This is a genomic window from Bradyrhizobium sp. BWA-3-5 (genome assembly GCF_032917985.1).
GTDB lineage: Bacteria > Pseudomonadota > Alphaproteobacteria > Rhizobiales > Xanthobacteraceae > Bradyrhizobium.
Genome location: NZ_CP136626.1, coordinates 2,860,632 through 2,880,280, shown reverse-complemented (window position 1 = coordinate 2,880,280; position 19,649 = coordinate 2,860,632). Strand labels below are relative to the sequence as shown.

Here is a 19,649-nt window from a genome sequence, read left to right as displayed (position 1 = left end):
GGGATCAATTATCCTATCGCTACCTCAGTAGCCACCCCTGCGATAGCCGTCACCATGCTGGCCGCCGCCATAGTGGCCGCCGCGGCCGCCGCCAAAACCACCGAGACCACCGAGACCGATGCCGATACCGATGCTGACCGGCGGCGGTGGCGGCGCATCGTAGACGACGCGCGGCGGCGGACGGCGGACGACCACCTCGTCATCATCGGGATCGCTCCGGCGCGGCGGCTTGCGATCGGCCCGCTTCTTCGGAGGATCGGGTTCGACGCGCCGAACCGGCGCATTGACCTTGATCGGCTGCTGCTGCGGCGGCTGCGCGTTGCAGGGACAGGTCAGCGCGACGTTTTGCGGGATCGCGGCGTTGGCGGCCGCGACAGCCGGCGTGAACTCGGGCCGGTTGCGCAGCCGCTGTTCGAGCTTGCGGGCGGTCGCGCTGAGATCGGTGTCGGGGAATTTCGTCAGGAAGGAGCGATAACCCGACGCGGTGTTGATCAGCACGGCATCGTTCCACGCCACCATGCGACGGTGCCGGACCAGCCATTCGCGTGCCAGCCGCCCGAGCGCCGTCTGCGGATAAAGGCCGGCAAACGCCTCATAGGCCTCGTCGGTGCCGTCAGCCACGATCAATTCGTTCGCCGCCTCGACCGGCTTGCCGTTCAGGTCGCGCGTCCACTCGGCCACCGTCTTCTTGGGTGCCGCGGCGGGCTTCGGTGCGGCGACCGACGTGCCTACAAATCGGAAATCCTCGGTCAGCGAAGAGCTGTCCCACGGGGTCTGCCGCCCCTCGGTGACCTTGTTCACTGCAAGACGCACCCGCTTGAAGGTCTCCTCGATCGGAATGTTCTGCTCCCGGCCCGCCGCCAGCAGCGCAGTCGTATACGGGCTGTTGGAACCGCTGCCGTCCTCTGCAACCGCACCGGGCGAGGTCGAGAACGACAGGAACGTGCCGGGCGCACCGACCTTGGCGTCGACCAGCGCAAGGCCGCTGCCGGCCGTCTTCAGTTCCGGGAATGGATTGTTGCGGCAGGCGTCGAGCATCAGGATTCGCATCCGGCTCGGCACCGAGGTCAGCGTATTCAGGATGTCGTTGAGGCGAACCGCCTGGAGCGGAATGTCGGCCTCGCGCTTGGCGTCGATATCGACCGGAATCAGGAAATTCTCGCCGTCGACCTGCAGGCCGTGGCCGGCATAAAACACCAGGGCAACGGTGTCGGCGCCCTTGGCCGCCACCTTGCCGGCGAATTCGCTGACCGCCTCGCGGATCTGATTCTGCGAAAGGTCGGAGGCGGTCGACACTTCGAAGCCGGAATCGGTCAACAATTGCGTGACCGCCCTGGCGTCATTGGCGGGATTGGGCAGCGCCGGCACCGAGCGGTAGGCGGACTGGCCGATCACCAGCGCGAGACGGCCCTCGGCGAAGGCCGGGTGTGCTCCCAGAACAAGCGCGGCGGGAATCATCAGCTTGAGCAGCGCGTGACGGAACATGATGCCAGCTCCAGACAATACAGGTTAGCGATTGGTCACGGCCTTGCGGCCAAAGGTTCAGGCCGGCCGCGCAATGAGAGGTGTGACAAGAAGCCCGATTCAGCGGCGATGTTGTCGCAGGCCCAGGTCCTGCGAAGTGATGTGAATCACAGTCGCGGGATCGTTATGTTGACAGGACCGCAATGGCCTGTCCGGAACGCTGCCTTCGGGCTAAGAACAACCTTGGATGCGGCGGATCGGGTTTCACATAGCGCTGGTAGCGGGCGCAGCGCTGGCGCTTGCGGGTTGCGGCTTTGCCGACACCCGCTCGCCGGTGCCAGAATTCATGCGCGCCAAGGCGCCCGAGCCGGCTCCGCTCGAGCCGCCGCCCAACGTCAAGCGCTTGCTGAAAGAAAAGCTGGACTCGGTATTCGTGGCGGCCTCGCAACCGAGCGATGTCCGCGTCTCCGAGCCGCGTCCCAACCTCCGCGGCCCCGGCTGGACCGCATGCGTCAAGGCCGAGGTGGTTTCGGTGACCGGCAAGCCGCTGGGCACGCAGACCTATCGGATCGAGATTTCCGACGGGGTGATCGCCGATCGCCGGCAGATCGAGCCGGAAGATACCTGCACCAGCGAGAACTACGAACCGATCTAGAGGCAGCGGGTCGCTGCGCGGACCGGACAAAGCTTCAGCGCGCTCGACAGCGAGAACAGCACGCGTGCGCCGCGGGTCGGATTGTCCGGCGCGCGATAGCTGAGCGGCATCGCGACGCCGATGTCGGCCTGCAGGCCGTCGAGCATGAAGAAGCGGACGCCGGCGCCGGCCGAGACGAGCGTGATGCCATCGCTGGGGCGATACCCGTCATTCCAGGCAACGCCGCTGTCGACGAAGCCGTAGAGCTGATAGCCGCTGAGATATTGCAGGCTAGTCTTCTGGTCGAAGCGCAGTTCGACGGAACCCGCAAGGCCGTTGTCGCCGCTGATCTCGGCGCTGCCATAGCCGCGCCCGAACGCGAAACCACCGAGATAGAATTGCTGCGAGGTGAACAACGGGCCGGATGCGGCTTGGCTGGCCGCGGCCAGTTTCAACGACCAGGCATCCGCCAGCGCCTGGTAGCGCGTGAACCAGAAGTTCAATGCGGAGAAATTGCCGGATGCGCCGACGCGCGACAGATAGTCGTCGCCGCGGTGCGACGCACCGAAGATATCGAGACCCTGGCGATAATTCACCGTCAGATAATTGGTGCCGCCGAAATTGTCCTGCAGGCGGTAGTCCGCCGTCAGGCTCGCCGTGCGGATGCGATCGGCATAGATCGGGCCGAAGACGTCGTTTTCGTTGGCATTGGTGAAGCCGGCGGCCGCAGTGAGCGTCAGCGCGGATTTCTGCGACTGCAAGGGCACGACGCTGCCGCGTATCTCGAACGATTCAGTCTTGATGTTGTCGCTGTAGAGGTGACGGTAGTCACCGGGCCAGACCTCGCTGTAATAGCCCGACGCGCCGATGCGGGCGCCATCGGTGCCGACCGGCATATCGTAAGATAGGCGGCCGAACGCAAGCTGGCGCACATCGCCGGGCGTGGTCGAGAGATTGACCACAAACGAGTCACCTGGCGTCAGATAGGAATTGAACGCGGCCGTGCCGTAGCTTTGCCACGGACCGACCGACGACGATCCCAGATTGTCGAAGCCGAACGACGTGAAGACGTGCCAGGTTTTAACGGAGAGGATCAGGCGGAATTGGCCGCTCGCGGTGCCGATCTCCTCGATCGCGGTGTCCTCGATCCGCACGCCGGGCCGGCCGTTGATCAGCAGCAATTGTCGTTCGAGCGTCGCGAGCCGCGACGGCCGTTCCGCCAATACAGCGTCCAGCATCGAGCGGACGCCAAATTGTCCGGCAGCATCTCCTTTCAGCGTCAGATCCGTGATGCTCCCTTCAATGACCTGAATGCGCAGCCGCCCACTCTGGATGTCCTGCGGCGGAACAATTGCCCGGCTGAGGTGAAAGCCAGCGGCGCGATAGGCGTCGCTGACCGCACCGGCGATCGCCGCCAGATCTGCCTGCGATACTTTTTTTCCGAGATAGGGTTGATACGCGCTCACCAGCCTGCCCTGCGGTATCGCAATGGCGCCGCTGATCGCGACATGCCGCAGCACAAAAAGCGGCTTGGACTCCCCCTGCCGGTCCGCTCCTGCGAATTGCGCCGATGGCAGTCGAGGCCGTCCACTCGCGCCCTGGCTCGTTTGTTGATCCTCGAAGCGCTTTTCGGTCTGCCTCGGATCATAAGCTGGCTGGTTTGCGTGCTGCGCATGTGTCGGAAGACACGCGGCAGTCCACAAACCGAGGCTGAGCAGCGGCAGGCAATATCGGACGACGACGGTTGCACCCGCGCTTCTCCGTACATCTACGGAGAGGAACCTCTTCTCATGCGCGGAACTGCTAGCCATCTGATTTTTAATAGTTTTTTATGGTTAATGGATGGTTAACGCGTCCCGCGCAGTACACGCTTCTCGCTCACTCAATCTTGAAACATTTCCGATAGCATGCCGGGACAAAGCGGTAATCGGAGAGAGTTTGATGCGTGCGATTCCTCACGTCGCAAGAGCCTTGGCGGCGGCTTTCATCCTGTCGACGGCCCCGGCCGCTTTCGCTGCCGATGGCGACGCGTGGACGGTCAGCAAGTTCTCGGGCGAGGTTTGGGTCGGCGGCTCGGGCGTGCAGCAGGCATCGCTGAAGCAGGAGGACGTGCTGAAGCCGGGCCACACCGTGCGCACCGGCCGCAACGGACGCGTGCTCCTGAGGCGCGGTGAAGAATTGATCATGGTCGCGCCGAATTCCGAGATCGGCATCCCCAGCGAGAAGAAGGACGGGCTCGCGACCACGATCGTGCAAAAGGCCGGGTCGATCCTGCTCGACGTCGAAAAGCGCAATGTCAAGCATTTCGAGGTCGAGACGCCCTATCTCGCCGCCGTGGTGAAGGGCACGCAATTCCGCGTCACCGTCAACGCCGGCAAGACCACTGTCGACGTGATCCGCGGCCAGGTCGAAGTTTCCGATTTCAAGTCGGGCCAGATCGCCCAGGTGATGGCGGGCCAGCATGCGACGGCCTTCGCCAACGGCAAGCCCGGCCTGTCGCTGGGCGGCACTGGGACGTTCAGCCCGATCGAGCAAGGCAAGCCCCGCGCGCCGTCGATCGAGCGCATTCCGGTGCCGCGCAACGGCTTCGCCGCGCCACGCCATGCAGCTAACGGGCAGAACATCGCGCCAAGCCGGACTGCCGTCGCGCATTCGCAAGGACATGGCGTGACCCGCATCTCATCCTCGATCGGAGAAGTCCGCCTCAACGTTCACCGCGTGACCAATGGTCTGGCTCATGACAAATCGGCAGCTCATGGCGGCGGGCGCAAAGCCGCCGGGAGCGAGACGGTCTGGAGCTCGTCCGATGGCAGCACATCCACCAATAGCCCGGCCAATAGCGCCAACAGTGCGGCAGGCGTAGCCGGCACTTCCAGCGTCAGCGCTGCGATAGCGACTTCCAGCGGCTCCGACGGCGGCGGGAACGGCAAAGGCAACGGGAATGGGAATGGGAACGGTGCCAATGGCAACGGCAAGGGTAACGGCAACGCCAATGGGCACGGGAACGGCAATGGGCATGGCAACGGCAATGGCCGAGGCAGAAGTTAGAGCCAACCACAACTGAAGCCCCACGCACGCCATTGTCGATGGCGTCACATCTCGAAGCACCAGAATGGTGAGCTAAGTGAAACGATACCGCGCGCATGTGTTCGCGATGATTGCATTGGCAATCGTCGTGTTGGGCGGATGGCATAACGGCCTGCGCCATGACTTGGCCGATCTGAGATTTGCCTGGCAGTCGCGCCAGGCCAGCGGCGATGTCGTCGTCATTGCAATCGACGCCCCGTCGATCGACAAGGTCGGCGTCTGGCCGTGGCCGCGCCAGCTTCACTCCGAACTGCTGCGGCAGCTGCAGAAGGCGGACGCGAAGGACATCGCGCTCGACGTCGACTTTTCCACGCCATCGGACGCCGCATCCGACCGCAACTTCGCCGAGGCCTTGGAGAGCGCGGGCGGATCGATCGTGCTGCCGTCCTTCCAACAGCCCGGCGCCGACAGGAAGCAGCTTCACGTTAACCGCCCGCTGCAGCAATTTGCCGAACATTCATGGCCTGCGCTGGTCAATGTCGAGGTCGGGCCGGACGGCCTGGTTCGCCGTTATCCGTTCGGCGAGAAGATCGATGGCAAGTTCGTGCCCTCGATGGCAGCCGTGTTCGCCGGACAATATGCGGAAAAGCGTGCACCCTTCCTGATCGACTTCAGCATCCGGACCACCGGGATTCCCAAACTATCCTACGCCGACGTCCTGCGCGGCGATGAAGCGACGCTCCGCAAGCTGACCGGCAAGAAAGTCATCGTCGGCGGTACCGCGCTCGAGCTCGGTGACCGCTTCAGCGTCCCCAACGGCGTGATTCTGTCCGGCCCGGTGCTGCAGGCGCTTGCCGTGGAATCGCTGCTGCAGAACCGCGCGCTGCAATGGACCTCGGGCATCGTCACGGCGGCCGGCCTCGCGCTGCTCGTTCTCGTCATGCTGGCAACGTGGCGCCGCCTGTCCGCCGGCAGGCGGATGACGCTGCTCCTTGCGATGGCCGTCGCGGTGGAAGCCGCCGCATTCCTGTTGCAGGCGATACTCCCGATCATTCCGGACACCGCGCTGTTTCACATCGCTATCGTGATCTACATCGCCGCCGTCGCGCTCGACGAAATCGATATTCGCAATCTGCTCGGCCGGGTCGCCGAAAGCCGCTTCCAGCGCGTAGCGATGTCGCTGGGCGACGGGCTGATCTGCACGGATTCCCGTTACATGATCACGGAATGGAATCCCGGTGCGACGGCGATTTTCGGCTACCAGCCCGAAGAAATGATCGGCCGTCCCTTCGACGAGATCTGCTCCCGGGGCGAAACCGTCGCAACCGCCGCCTTTTCGATCAGGGACGCCGCGGCACTCGCCGCAGGAAGCGTGATCGAATTCGATGGACGGCGCAGCAATGGCGAGGTGTTCCCGGTCGAAGCCAGCTTCTCCGGCTGGCAGGGCACCGACGGATTCCAGTTCGGTGCGATCCTGCGCGACATCTCGGTGCGCAAGCGTGAAGCCGAACGCATCAGATACCTGGCTGAGCACGATACGCTGACGGGGCTGATCAACCGAAACACGCTCCACGACCAGCTTGAGGCGAAAATATCTGCGGCCGAAGCAGGCAGCCGCGACGTGGCATTGCTGGTGATCGGGATCGACGGATTCCAGCAGATCAACGACATGCTCGGCCACACCTGCGGCGATCTCGTGCTTCGCGCCATTTCGAAGCGGCTGACGGCAGCCATTCCACCGACGGGCCTGCTCGCGCGCTTGAGCGGAGACGAATTCGCCATCGCCGTCGCCACAAGCGACGTTGGAGAAGATCTCGGCCGCTTTGCTGAACAGATCGGCGACAGTTTTGACGCGCCGCTGCTGGCCGGAAACCGCCACCTCCGCGTCAAGGTCAGCATCGGAGCCGCGGTTTGCCCGGGCGATGGACGAACGGCCGACGAACTGCTCAGCAACGCACATATGGCCCTGAGCCGTGCCAAGGCGACCAACCGCGGCGGCTATGTGCTATTCGAGGATTCGATCCGCCGCGAGCTGGAGAAGCGCCTGACGCTGGAAGCCGAACTGGCGCTGGCCGCGGACCGCAATGAGTTCGAACTGTTCTACCAGCCGCAATTGCATCTGGCCGATGGCCGCCTGGTCGGCGCCGAAGCCTTGATCCGCTGGCGTCATCCGATACGGGGCCTGGTCTCGCCGGGCGAGTTCATGCCTGTCGTCAACACCTCTCCGATTTCCGAGCGGATTGCCGAATGGGTGCTGCAAGCCGCCTGCGCCAAGGCAGCCGCCTGGGAGCGCGCGGGACACAAGCTGCGCATTGGCGTCAACCTCTCGCCCTCCCAGATGGAGTCTGGTGGCCTTGCCATCTCGGTCGCGCAGGTGCTCGCCAATACCGGCTTGGATCCTACCAGCCTCGAGCTCGAGGTCACCGAGGACATCCTGCTCCACGATGAACAGGGCGCGCTGAATACGTTCCGCGAGATTCAGGAGCTCGGCGTTCGCCTCGTGTTCGATGATTTCGGCACCGGCTTTGCCAGCCTCAGCTATTTGAAGAAATTCCCGCTCGACGGGCTGAAGATCGACCGCTCCTTCGTGTTGGGCCTATTGACCAATCCGGACGACGCCGCAATCGTCAGCTCGACAATCGGCCTTTCCAAGCAACTGGGCCTGTCCGTCATTGCCGAAGGAATCGAGGACCGGGCGACGGCCGACTTCCTGGTCCGGATGGGCTGCGAAGAAGGACAGGGCTATTGCTTCGGCCGCCCGATGCCGGCCAGCGAGTTCGATGCCAAATTCCTGACCGCCCCGGCCACCGCAGAGGTGGCCTGACGGCCGCGCGGCCTGGCCAGGCTGAACAGACCGTTAACGCGACCGCTCAAATCGCAGCGTCGCAGCAACGCTATTTTCCACCTCTTTCCACTAGCCTTGCCCCCGTGAACGCGAAGGCCGTGACGCCCCGAAGGCGCCGTCGGCCGCATAAGTCGCGAACGGGGATACGGGGAAGTGGCTGACATAGCCGACACATCGACAGTACGTCGTGCGTCAAGCACGGACGCGAACGCACGTACGGCGGAATCCGGCGCGGCGCTGATGCCGCTCGCCGGCGTCTCCGCCGCCCAATGGCGCGCGTTGTCCGAGCGTGCCGCCGAGCCGAACGGCTATTATCTGCCCGAATGGGAATTGGCAGTGAACGCGTCGGCGCGCGGTCGCGGTGGCGCCGCCGCGCTCGGCGCATGGCGCGATGCCTCGCGCCTGATCGGCCTCATGCCCGCGATCTCGATGTGGCGCGCCTACAAGATTCCGCTGCCCGCGCTGGTCAGCGCCGATCCCTATGGCACACTTTGCACGCCGCTGCTCGATGCCGAGATGGCCGAGGAAGCCGTGACGAGCCTGCTGCAGCAGGCGAAGCAAGCCGGCGCGCATGCGCTGATCTTCCGCGCCACCTCGCTCGAGGGCCCTGCCATGAAGGCCTTCACCGACGTGCTGCATCGCGCCGGCATGCAGCCCCTCGTGCTGCAGTCGCATGTTCGCGCCTGCCTCGATGCCTCGGCTGATGGCGACGAGGTGCTGCGCGAGTCGCTTGGCACCAAGAAGCTGAAGGAGCTGCGTCGCCAGCGCAATCGCCTCGCCGAACACGGCGCCGTGCAGTTTGACGTGGCCCGGACGCCGGCCGAAACAACCACAGCCCTCGAGACATTCCTCGAGCTGGAAGCCAGCGGCTGGAAGGGCCAGCGCGGCACCGCGCTCGGCCAGAACGATGGTGATGCGACCTTCATCCGGCGGGCGGTCCCCGCCTTGGCCGACACCGGCCAGTGCCAGATCGTGAGTTTGCGCGCCGGCGGGACGCCGGTCGCGGCAGCCATCGTGCTGCGCCATCGCAGCCGCGCCTTCTACTTCAAGCTCGGCGTCGACGAGCGCTTTGCAAAATTCTCTCCCGGCGTTCAGCTGACGCTGGATCTGACCCGGCATCTCTGCGCCGACCCCGATATTTCGACGGTGGATTCCACCGCGAGTCCTGATCATCCCATGATCAATCCGATCTGGCGCGGGCGCCTTGCGATCGGCGACGTCCTGATTCCGCTGCGGCGGAACGATCCGGTGGTTGCGCTGATCCGCGCCGCGCTCGCATTGCGCGGCACCATCCGCGAGCCAGCGCGCCGCCTCGTCCACTTCGTCAGAGCCCGGCAGGAGAAATCCTAGATGAATACGCTTACAGCCGTCGCGCCGGTGATCACGGCCGACCGCGACGCGCTTCGCCGCGATTTTCCGATAAAGCCGTTCGCAATCCGCCACAAGCTCGCCGGCCATCCGCTGCTGACGCTGCCGCGCATCGCGCAGCTGGCGTCCGAACTGCCGCGCGATCTGATCGAATATAATTCCGGCAAGGTCGCCATCAGCCAGGATCCGGATGCGATCCCGGCCGTCGACTTCGACCCGATCGAAGTGGTGAAAAGCATCGAGACCGCCGGCGCCTGGATGGTGCTCAAGCGTGTCGAGAATTCGCCGGCATATCGGGCGTTGCTGGAGGATACGCTGCTGTCTGTCGCCCGCGCGCGTGGCTTCAACAGCCTTCTCGATGCCGGCTTCGAACAGGTCGAGGGCTTCCTGTTCGTGTCCTCACCGAATTCGACCACGCCGTTCCATCTCGACAGCGAAGACAATTTCTTCGTGCACATCCACGGCGAAAAATACTTCACGATCTTCGACAACACCGACCGCTCGATCGTTTCCGATGACGAGATCGAGCGCTCGATGACCAAGCATCGCAATTTGAAATACGCCGAGTGCATTGCGCCGCGCGGGGTAGAATTTCATCTGTTCGCGGGCGACGGATGCTATGTGCCGTACCAATGGCCGCACTGGGTGCGCACCGCGGACTCGTTCTCGATCTCGATGGCCATCACCTGGAAGACGCGCGAAGTCCGGCGAATGAACGATCTGCACTTCTTCAACTCGATGCTGCGCGGCATTGGCCTGCCGCAGCAACCGCCAGGCGAGCAGCCGATTCGCGACGCCCTGAAGCTTATGTTCTATCGGACGGTGACGACCGCAATCAAGCCGCTGCGCGCCTCGATGGCGATGCGCCGCATGCTGCGGCGGATCGCGCTCGGCAAACGCGCGAATTATTATTTGAAGGGCACCTGAGCGTCCACCTCACTGTAGCGGTGAATGCGGCGCCGGCAGCATGATGGTCGAGTGCATCTCTTCCAGGAAGCCCGGCCCCTTGCTTAAGAATTCCTGCCACGCCGGATCCTTCATCGCGTTGCCGCGGGCCTCAGTGCGCGCGTTCAGGCTAGGATAGGCCCAGATGTGGCAGGCCTCGTTCGGTTGCCCGGCTTCAGTGGTCCAGAGGCCGACGATCTTCGAATATTTTTCACGCTCCGGGAGCACGACCGTGAACGCGTCGAGCCACTGCTTGAGGCCGCCCGCCGCCTTGGCGCGGTAGTTGCGGAGTTCGTAGACATTGCCCGTCGAGGACGGGGCGACCGGAGACCGCACCGCGTTCATCAGACGGACCTCCTGACGCACCAGCAAAGGACGGATCAGCGGAACATACTCGCCGGTCCAGCGCGGATTCTGGGCTAGCTCCGCACGCAACCGCGCACGCTCATCAAAGCTGTTGTAGCTCCACATATGCAGGACCTGGTTAAGCGGTCCAATTTCGGTGAACCAGTAGCCTTCCAGCTTGCCGTAATCGTCCTTGCGGATCTCGCGCGAGATCGTGCTCGCGGCCTTGACCATGTCGCCGAGCGTGCCGGGCTTTACGGTGTAGGTTCGCAGTTCGTAGATCATGACGCCTCCCCAGTTGTTGTTGTGTTCCCCGGATGCTGCGCAGCGCGTTCGGGATCGCGCTTCGCGCGACTCCTACGGTGCGCTGCGGGTCCGGGGTCCATCGCGGCGGCTGGTCCCGGCTCGGCGGCGCAGTGCGCCGCACCGCGTCCGCTACACGCAAAATCACTCCGCCGCCTGCGCGTTGATTTCGCCGGAAACCTGCCGGATCGCGCGGGCGAGTTGCTCGGCGGGCTGCGCGCCAGAGACGGCGTATTTCTGGGCGAAGACGAAGGTCGGCACGCCCGAAATGCCGTTGTCCGAGGCTTCCTGCGCCTGGACCGAGATCATCGCGACATCCTCGTCGGTGGCGAGGCGCCTGCGCACATCGTCGGCGTCGAGGCCGACATCGGCCGCGGCCTGCACCAGCACGTTCACGTCGGTCAGATCGCCGCCATCGCGAAAATACAATTCCATCAGGCGCTGCTTCATCTCGGCGGCCTTGCCTTGCGGTTCCGCCCAGTGGATCAGGCGGTGGCAATCGATGGTGTTGGGCTGCCGCTTCACCAGCTCCGGCCGGTAGGTCAAGCCCTCCTCGCCCGCGGCCGCCACGACGCGGCCGGCAATGCCCTTGTAGGCCTCCACCGAACCGAATTTGGTGGTGAGATATTCTTCGCGGCTGATGCCCTCGCGCGGCACCCAGGAATTGAGGAAGAACGGCCGCCAGCGCACCTCGACGGGAACATCCGGCACCAGCGCCAGCGCGTTCTCGATCCGGCGCTTGCCGATATAGCACCACGGGCAGACCACGTCGGAGACGATGTCGATCTTGAGGGGTTTTAGGGTGCTCATCGGGGGCGTCCTCGCTGAATGATCGCGGGAAGGTAGTCCGATCCGAGGGGGAGACAAGGGCGATATCGGCATGTCTCGTATCACTTCACCTCCGCGGTTATTGTGGCGCCCGCCCGGCCTTTCTAGAAACTCCGCACCATCGATTTGAACCGCGGAGCCACGCAATGACCGCCATTTTCAAGCCTGAAGGCGCCCTGTTTCGCGCCACCGAACATGCCGGCGGGCCTTGGTCGCCGGATATGCTGCAGGGCAGCGCCACCGCGGCGCTGATGACGCGCGAGGTCGAGCGGATTGCTGGGGCATCCGGCTTTGCGGTCCGCCGCCTCACCTTCGACCTCTGGCGACCGGCTGGCCTGCGTGCCTTCGGCCTTGCGACGGACATGCTGCGCGACGGCCGCAAGGCCAAAACGATCCAGGTGCGCCTGACGGACGGCGATGTCGAGATCGGCCGCTGCACGGCGCTGCTAACCGTGCAAGGCGGCGAGTCCCCCGCCGATCCCTTCTCGGAAGACGGTGCTGACGCCGCGCCGGAAACCGGCACGCCGCCGCCAGCTTTCGCCCAGAAATGGAGCCGCTATTTCCAGAACGTCTCGGTGCGGCTGATCGAGGGCGCGCTGGAGAAACCCGGCCCCGCGGCGGCGTGGATGCGGCTCGACGTGCCGATGGTCGAGGGCGAGGCCAACACGCCGCTATTGCAGGCGGTGCAGGCCGCGGATTTTGCCAGCGGCGTCGGCCAGATCGTCGACATGCGGGAATGGACCTTCATTAATCCCGAGATCAGCCTGTACTTCTTCCGCCCGCCGGAGGGCGACTGGATCCTGATCCGCTCGCGCACCCGCGCCGGCGCCGACGGCGCGGGGCTGACGATGGCGAGCTTAAGCGACCGCAAGGGCCCGTTCGCCGAAGTGCTGCAGGCCATGACCTTCGAGCGCCGCGCCGCGCAGGCTCAGGCGTCCTGAGCCGCGAGCGCGGTGAGCACCGCCTCGGAAGCGGTGTCCGCCGGCATGAACATTTCGACGCGCAATTCCTGCAGCGTGACGTCCTGCGGCGTGCCGAGCGTCAGCACCGCTCCGATAACGCCGATGCTGATGTCGCCCTTCTTGAAGCGCACCTCGCAGAGCGGACCCGGCGTTTCGCCATCGCCGAGCTTGGGCGCCGGCATATCGGGCAGCTTCAGCAGCTCTCGCCACGTCGATTGCAGCGCCAGATCGAGCGGCGCGGCCATCGCTTCATGGCGGGCGCGCGCCAGCAATGCTGCCGCGACATCAGGCCAATCCACCACGAAGGGACGAAATTCGTCTGGAGCGAGAAACATTCGCATGTGATTGAGCGGCCGCGTCATGCGCGCTTCGCCGAGCAGCATCGTCATCAGCCGCGCGGCGGCGCGGTTGGCCTGCATCACGTTCCAGCGTCGGTCGGTGACGATGGCCGGAAACGGCTCGTGCCGGCGCAGCAGCAAATCGATCGCGCGCTTGGCGTCGGCAACTTCGGGCGCAGAAAGATCGCGCTCGCCATATTGCCGTGCGAAGCCGCCGGCTTCCAAGAGCGCGTTGCGGTCACGCAAGGATAGACCGAGTGCAGTGGCCAATTGCAGCAGGATGTCGCGGCTACCCGCGGCCTTGCCGGTTTCGACATAGCTTAAATGCTTGATCGAGATGCCGGCCTCGAAGGCGAGATCGGCTTGGCTCATGGCGCGGCGGCTGCGCCAGCCGCGCAGGAGATCGCCGACCGGATTGATCGGCAGCGGTGCATGTTGGCGCGAGTCCATGCGGCGATTATGCGGAGCGGGCGCGCGAGTGTAAACGGCTCGTGACGCCGCGCCTAACCGAGATTGGCCGCAATCTGCCGCATCCGCGCGGCGGTCAGATCGTCGGCAGGAAAGAAAGTCTCCAGCGCCAGCTCCTGCAGCGTGATGTCGACCGGCGTGCCGAACACCATGGTGGTCGAGATGAAGCTCAGCACCTCGTCATTGCGGCGCAGCTTGAAGGGGATCGCGACATTTTCGGCCGAGATGGGACCCGAACGTGCCGGCATCCGGTAGGCCTTCAGCTCCTGATAGAGCTTGAGCAGTTCGGGATCGGCGGTCGCCTCGCATTGCCGGTGCAGCCGCTCCAGAAGATGCGCGCTCCATTCGGCAAGGTTGACCGTGCGCGGCGCGAGTCCCTCGGGGTGGAAGGCCAGCCGCAAAATGTTGAAGGGCTGCCCGAGCAGATGCGGTGGCAAGCCTTCGAGCAGCGGCGCCACCATGCGGTTGGCCGTCACCAGATTCCAGTGCCGGTCATAGGCCAGCGCCGGATTGGGTTCGTGCGCCTTCAGCACCAGATCGATCGCCTGCCGCGCCGATTTCAGCGCGGGATCGTCCAGCGAGCGTTGCGGAAAGGCCGGCGCAAAGCCCGCGGCAACCAGGAGCACGTTGCGTTCACGCAAGGGAACCTCCAATCGCTCGGCGAGCTTCAGCACCATTTCCCGCGACGGCGCGGCGCGGCCGGTTTCGACGAAGCTGAGGTGACGCGCGGAAATCTCGGCGTCCCCCGCCAGATCGAGCTGGCTCAAGTGACGGCGTTGGCGCCACTCGCGCAGGTGATCGCCGACATGGAGGGGCTTGGCTCGTTCGGCTCGCGCCGTGGCAGCATGTGCGTTCATGGTGGAAAATCTACCATGCGAATTTCCGCCATTCCATTACGTCCGAGGTAATCGATATTGATGCCTAACGACCTGAATGTGCAGGAGTTTGTTTCGCCAGCTCTGACCGTTACCAACACAAATACCAACATCTCGAAGTCAACTGCCAACAAGAGAAAACTTGGCCCGCCGATTGGCCACCGGAATGAAGCGAGCGCCCCCGCCCTAACGCCGCCTCGATCCCGAAGCCCCCAAGAGCACGTCAATTATGGCGAGGTCCGCGTCGGCTCTATTCAGCCTGCGCGCTGGCGTCGGCGGCACCATCACCAGGGTTGGGCCTGACACCTTCCCGACAACCGCAGCACTCTGGCGATCAAACTGCAGCCACTCATCGATGAGGTCTGGCTATCGGGCCAGTTGAGTCGAGAACCGCCAGTAACAGCGCCATCTGGAAATCGCAGCGAGGCGGCTTCTAGGTTAGAAGTGACCTCTAAAATCCGGGCTCCGGGAATAAGCGAGGGTCGAACCTTCTTGCCTGCGCGCTGTAGCGCCCAAGCCCACAATTTTTCCCGTGGATTGCCGAGGCTTTTGCTTGAGTTGTGACGATTGCGGAAATACTACCGGTTGCAGTTGATATTCCGACTTGGAGAAGGACAACGACCCCGCTGCAGTGCAGCGACGGGCAAAGTCCCCTGCAATTTGGTCCCTAATCGGGGCAAAGTAGGTCCCCTACTCGGCGCCTCCGGCGCCGAGGTGTTTAGACAGAGACAAAAACAGAGAAGGATCAGGTGTCATGGCTAAACCGCCCCATCCGGCGCACCCGCAGCATCCGGACGTGCCTCCGGGCCCTCCCAGCGAAACACCAGGCAAGGGCCCGCCGCGCCCCACCACGCCGCCTGATCATCGTCCTGTGGGTTAATAGTTGGCCAAGCACAAAGAACCCCGCGCAGACCACGATTGGTGGACGCTCTGGCCGACGGTTCTCAACGACGAACTAGCAGCGTTCGCACGTCTGGGGATTTCTCCCCGCACGATCCAGAAACGAAATGGGGTGCTGATTCTCGAAGCGGACTGGCCGGCGCAAGGCCAGTCCGCTTCGATGTTGTTGCGGATCGGATATTCCCCGCTCCACCCCTTTTTCCGTCCAGCGGTGGCCGCTCCAAACGCGAATTTCGATCGTCATCAAAATCCGTTGACGCGCGAGTTGTGCCTGCTCACGCAGGAAGCGGGTCAATGGAATTCGAACCAGCTTGTGGCCGATTTCATTCAGGAGCGGCTGGACCAGCTTCTGCGCACCCTTGCAGCAAGAAATGAAGGGCGTTGGGAGGATGCGGCCAAGCTCGAGGAGCAGGTTCCCGACCCCCTAATGCCTTACTTCACGGGCCTCGCGGAAGATGACTCGGTTATCCTCTTTGACGGACAGGCCACGCTGCCGGCTGCGCGGCACGGTCTGATGGAGGTCGTCTACACTGATCGCGAAACCTGGAGGAACCCCGCTGCGTTCGAAGGTGTGGTGCGACAGCTGAAGGACAGCCAGGGCGCGTCTACTGGCAAACGGTTCGGATTTCCGAACGAACCGAAAGACGCGCAGGTGATTACCGGACGGTGGGTCAAGTTCACGCCGCCCCCGATCACGGACGCCGGAGAATTGCTGCGCTTGGCCGAGGAAGAGCTTGGACGCCACGCGGTGCTGCAGCCGGGCAGCGTGCAAAAACTCAACGAAACTACGCAGGGCCCGTTCTCGATCACGGGCATCGCGTTTCCAGACGAAGCCGAATACGGCTCGCAGAAAAACGGCGCCGGGTGGTTGTTTCTGGTGACAAGGCGCGGTCCCACGGGAGACGCGGAAACTAGGTTGATTCTCGGGGAGCGGGCCGGGAAGGACGATGTGTTTTCGCGGCTCCCCGTCGCGAGATCTCTTCTCACGAAGAAGGTGCTCGTTGTCGGTTGCGGTGCCATCGGCGGTTTCGCTGGCCTCGAACTGGCCCGCGCTGGGGTCGGGGAAATTGAGATCCTCGACTTCGACACCGTTCAGCCCGGCAACAGCCTGCGCTGGCCTCTAGGCCGTTCCGCTTGGGGAAGCGCGAAATCAATCGCTCTCGCCAAGTTCATCGCCGCAAACTATCCGTGGACTAAGGCCATTGCCGTCGGCACCAGAATCGGAGCGGCTGAAACCGATCCGGACCGCCTCCCCGGCGACCAGAAAGGCCATGTTCTGGCGCCGATATTCGATCTACTGCGTGCCGCCCATGTCGTAGTCGACGCCTCGGCCTCACCGGAGGTCCACCTTGCGCTGTCGCACTACTGCCGGCGGTTCAGTGTACCGTATGTGATGGGCTACGCCACACTCGGCCTGGCGGGCGGTATCGTTGCCCGCCACGTTCCCGATTCCGAAGGTTGCTTTGTGTGTCTCCAAGAACACTTGAAGGACAAGCAGGAAATACCAAGGCCCCGCGTCGATGATGCAGGTATCGTAATCCCGGTCGGATGCAATGCACCGACGTTCACCGGGGGCGGCTTCGACCTGCAGGAGATCTCGCTGGAAATTGTGCGCACCGCAGTCGGGCTGCTCTCGGATGGGACCTATGATCCTGGCGGTTGGGAGGTAGCCGTACTGACGCTCAAGGGCGATGGAGGCGTGCGAATGCTGCCTCACTGGGAGGGGTACCAGTGCCCGGCACATCCGAGATGCTGCGGAGCCAGTCTGTGATCGTCTGGCTCTCTTCACATGTTTTGCAGTCGATGTGCAGATACGCGCGAGATCTGTCCCCGCTTGAGAACGGCGGGATCCTTCTGGGGTGGCGGTCAGGCCAGGACCGCGTCGTTGCGGATATGCGCGGGCCCGGGCCGCACGCGCTCCATGGCAGGCATTGCTTTGTTCCGGATCACGGCTGGCAAGTAGCGGAAATCAACCGTGCGTTCCAGGCGAGCCGCGGCGATCTCGATTATCTCGGTGATTGGCACTCGCATCCGGACGGCGTCGCCGAAATGAGCGATCTCGATTCGGCAACGCTCCTTCGGATAGCCCGACGGGTGAGTGCACCGCTGATGCTCATCGTGGCCGGGAGCGAAACGGAGTGGACACCGCAATGCTGGAAGGTGCAGGTCGTCCGTCCGTTAATTCGGCAACGATTGATTGCCACGCCGCAGGAGCTCAAAATTTTTGATCCTCCCTCCGTATAGCCGAGGTCAGGAAAATTTAGCGGCGAGCTTGACGACGACTCAAAGGGCTGCATCGATGAAGTGACCATGATGGCTATCGGAGTAAGACGGTGTTTCGATACGCTCACATCGGTCTTACCGGCAGGCCTCAAGCTTGGGAGGATCGCCATCAAGGCCGCAGTAGCTTTGGCCGCTCTCGCTGCGATCGCAGTTTTTGTGTTCTTGGATCTGGATTGTTCGCGAGTATGGCTACTGGATCTGCATACCTTTGGGCTAGATCCCAGCTTGCATCTTCGCGCCGTTGTCTTTCGTTCCGGCGCTCATCGTGGCGACGATGATAGTCATCATTGCCGCGTTTTTTTGCAGGTCCCGCTCTTCTGATGGCGCCATTTTCCCCCTTGCGCATGACGCACTTTCCGGCGTGGTATATTTTGTCCTTGCCGGGTGCGTGGCGATAGCTGTGTATAGGGTGACTCGCGCGGGACCCTAAGAATTCATAACAGCGCATGCCGCCGAGCGATCAACTCGAAGTTGATCTAATTTGACTTTCTATGCCTTCGTGAACGAGAATCGGTGAATCAGAGGCAAGGAGTCGATCTTGGCAGGTTTAGGATTTAACATCAGCAAGGGAGCGATCTGGTTCTGCGCCCTTGAGGGTTCGGTCAATTACCCGACCTATGCCGAGCATGGGCGGCAACGCTTCAATCCGGACCAGTCTCGTCCGGACCTAGCCAACTACTGCAAACAGACGTTCGGCGAACTGATCGACCGCTTTCCTTCGTTCAAGATTGCCTACCGCCTAACCCTGAATGCCAAAAGCGCCGATCAGGTAGCCTATCATTGTTTTCCCTTCGGCATCTTAAACCTAGTCGCCCATGAGCGTGGGCTCCAAGTCAAGGAATACACGACGCCGTCATTCTCGAAGAAGGCGCTCGGCTACACCGGAGACAAGCTCGACGCCTGCGACACGCATATCGGCGGCCGTCCAGCGAAGTGGGACCGCGACGCGAAACTGGCCGCGCTCAGTGCCTGGATGGTGCTTGGTGACTGATCTTGCCACGTTTATCTTGCAACCCGGTCAAGTCGTCCTCAACAAGTATGAGGTGATACGCCCGCTCGGGGCCGGCAACTTTGGCCAGGTCTTCCAGGTACTCAACCAAAACCTTCAGCAACACTCTGCGCTGAAGGTCGTCTTCGTGGCGGACCCGGCGGCGCACCGGGCGGTTGTCGAAGCTCAGGTTATGAGCCTGTGCGGCCACGACCACGTTGTGAAGATACTGACCGCCAACGTCTTCGAGGACCATGTCCTCATCGAGATGGAATACATCCACGGCGGCTCCCTTGGGGACCGTCTCAACCGCGAGTTCGTGCCGGTCGTAGACTCAATCAACTATGTGAAGCAGATTCTCTTCGCTCTGGAGTTCGCCCATAGCCGCGGGTTCGTACACCGCGACGTGAAGCCCGGAAACATCATGCTCGGACCAAGATACGCGAAGCTTTCCGACTTCGGCACAGCGATGCATCCCGCCTCCGGCATCGCCGCCACCGAACTCTTCTATAGGCCTCATGCCCCTCCGGAGGCCGTCAATAACCTCGAATTTTCGCCCCTGAGTGATGTCTATGCGGCCGGAATGACCTTGCAACGCGCCGCGAATAACAGGCCCATGTGGGGCGACCTACGCAAAGACGAAGCCGCATTCCGTCAGGACATCCTTGATGGAAAGCTGGCTGGCCGACTCGGACACGCGCAGTGGGTGCCGCGCTCACTCAAGACCGTCCTGAACCGCGCGTGCGCAAGCGACCCGGGCAAACGCTTCCAGAGCGCCGTCGCTTTCCGCCAGGCGCTCGAAGGCCTGAGCCTAGTGCGGCCGTGGACGCGGATTTCGGCCGATGAGTGGAGTTGCGAGCATGGCGGGCGATCGGAGTTGTTGCGTTACGTCCTAAAGGGACATCGGGTCGAGCACTTGGTCAATGGGCGCCGAAAGCTAGAGAACTGCAAGTCATACGCTACCGAGCGTGAAGCCCGTCAGGGTTTGGAGCGCGCAGTCGCCGAGCTCACGAGCGGTTCACGCTGAGGGTGGCTAAATCATCCGGGCCGCCGGCCGACTTCGTCAGCCCCAACGC

Annotated in this window: 16 protein-coding genes; 10 read left to right on the top strand and 6 right to left on the bottom strand. The window is 63.3% G+C overall.

Annotated features, from left to right (window positions below; all coding sequences use genetic code 11):
* Positions 1-24: 24 nt before the first annotated feature.
* The gene (locus RX331_RS13710) at positions 25-1,485 is read right to left on the bottom strand and encodes a caspase family protein (RefSeq protein WP_317257059.1); all 1,461 of its coding nucleotides are present in this window, start codon (positions 1,483-1,485) and stop codon (positions 25-27) included.
* Between the two features lie 226 nt (positions 1,486-1,711).
* On the opposite strand from RX331_RS13710, the gene RX331_RS13705 reads away from it, so the two are divergent.
* A complete protein-coding gene (locus tag RX331_RS13705) occupies positions 1,712-2,119 on the top strand; it encodes a hypothetical protein (protein WP_317257058.1) in 408 nt (135 codons plus the stop codon).
* On the opposite strand, the gene RX331_RS13700 is transcribed toward RX331_RS13705, so the two are convergent.
* Positions 2,116-3,909 (bottom strand): ShlB/FhaC/HecB family hemolysin secretion/activation protein, encoded by a 1,794-nt coding sequence (locus RX331_RS13700; RefSeq protein ID WP_317257057.1) that lies wholly within the window; start codon positions 3,907-3,909, stop codon positions 2,116-2,118. The genes RX331_RS13705 and RX331_RS13700 overlap by 4 nt on opposite strands.
* 130 nt (positions 3,910-4,039) lie before the next feature.
* Here RX331_RS13700 and RX331_RS13695 point away from each other — a divergent pair, with 130 nt between their 5' ends.
* The 4 genes from RX331_RS13695 to RX331_RS13680 all read left to right on the top strand — a co-directional run bounded on the left by RX331_RS13695 (position 4,040) and on the right by RX331_RS13680 (position 10,265).
* Positions 4,040-5,146, top strand: a complete 1,107-nt coding sequence (locus RX331_RS13695) for a FecR family protein (protein WP_317257056.1) — start codon at positions 4,040-4,042, stop codon at positions 5,144-5,146.
* A gap of 76 nt (positions 5,147-5,222) precedes the next feature.
* The gene (locus tag RX331_RS13690) at positions 5,223-7,949 is read left to right on the top strand and encodes an EAL domain-containing protein (RefSeq protein ID WP_317257055.1); all 2,727 of its coding nucleotides are present in this window, start codon (positions 5,223-5,225) and stop codon (positions 7,947-7,949) included.
* Between the two features lie 174 nt (positions 7,950-8,123).
* On the top strand, positions 8,124-9,320 hold the full coding sequence (locus RX331_RS13685; RefSeq protein WP_317257054.1) for a GNAT family N-acetyltransferase: 1,197 nt from the start codon (positions 8,124-8,126) through the stop codon (positions 9,318-9,320).
* On the top strand, positions 9,321-10,265 hold the full coding sequence (locus RX331_RS13680; RefSeq protein WP_317257053.1) for a cupin-like domain-containing protein: 945 nt from the start codon (positions 9,321-9,323) through the stop codon (positions 10,263-10,265).
* 9 nt (positions 10,266-10,274) lie between these two features.
* Here RX331_RS13680 and RX331_RS13675 read toward each other — a convergent pair whose 3' ends face one another.
* A complete protein-coding gene (locus RX331_RS13675; protein WP_317257052.1) occupies positions 10,275-10,913 on the bottom strand; it encodes an NIPSNAP family protein in 639 nt (212 codons plus the stop codon).
* Positions 10,914-11,075: 162 nt separating this feature from the next.
* Positions 11,076-11,741, bottom strand: a complete 666-nt coding sequence (locus RX331_RS13670) for a DsbA family oxidoreductase (protein WP_317257051.1) — start codon at positions 11,739-11,741, stop codon at positions 11,076-11,078.
* A 164-nt stretch (positions 11,742-11,905) separates the two neighbouring features.
* Here RX331_RS13670 and RX331_RS13665 point away from each other — a divergent pair, with 164 nt between their 5' ends.
* Positions 11,906-12,700: a thioesterase family protein gene (locus RX331_RS13665; RefSeq protein WP_317257050.1), complete on the top strand. Its 795-nt coding sequence runs from the start codon at positions 11,906-11,908 to the stop codon at positions 12,698-12,700.
* On the opposite strand, the gene RX331_RS13660 is transcribed toward RX331_RS13665, so the two are convergent.
* A complete protein-coding gene (locus RX331_RS13660; RefSeq protein ID WP_317257049.1) occupies positions 12,688-13,509 on the bottom strand; it encodes a helix-turn-helix transcriptional regulator in 822 nt (273 codons plus the stop codon). The genes RX331_RS13665 and RX331_RS13660 overlap by 13 nt on opposite strands.
* A gap of 53 nt (positions 13,510-13,562) precedes the next feature.
* On the bottom strand, positions 13,563-14,384 hold the full coding sequence (locus tag RX331_RS13655; RefSeq protein ID WP_317257048.1) for a helix-turn-helix transcriptional regulator: 822 nt from the start codon (positions 14,382-14,384) through the stop codon (positions 13,563-13,565).
* Positions 14,385-15,285: 901 nt separating this feature from the next.
* Between RX331_RS13655 and RX331_RS13650 the strand changes: the two genes are divergently transcribed.
* The 4 genes from RX331_RS13650 (at position 15,286) to RX331_RS13635 (ending at position 19,600) form a co-directional block, all read left to right on the top strand.
* The gene (locus RX331_RS13650) at positions 15,286-17,073 is read left to right on the top strand and encodes a ThiF family adenylyltransferase (protein ID WP_317257047.1); all 1,788 of its coding nucleotides are present in this window, start codon (positions 15,286-15,288) and stop codon (positions 17,071-17,073) included.
* On the top strand, positions 17,070-17,546 hold the full coding sequence (locus RX331_RS13645) for a Mov34/MPN/PAD-1 family protein (RefSeq protein WP_317257046.1): 477 nt from the start codon (positions 17,070-17,072) through the stop codon (positions 17,544-17,546). The genes RX331_RS13650 and RX331_RS13645 overlap by 4 nt, the downstream gene beginning before the upstream one ends.
* A gap of 577 nt (positions 17,547-18,123) precedes the next feature.
* Positions 18,124-18,576, top strand: coding sequence for a hypothetical protein (locus RX331_RS13640; protein ID WP_317257045.1), 453 nt, complete (start codon positions 18,124-18,126; stop codon positions 18,574-18,576).
* Positions 18,569-19,600 carry a serine/threonine-protein kinase gene (locus tag RX331_RS13635; protein ID WP_317257044.1) on the top strand — a complete coding sequence of 344 codons (1,032 nt, stop codon included), beginning with the start codon at positions 18,569-18,571 and terminating at the stop codon, positions 19,598-19,600. Before RX331_RS13640 ends, RX331_RS13635 begins: the two co-directional genes overlap by 8 nt.
* Positions 19,601-19,649 lie beyond the last annotated feature (49 nt).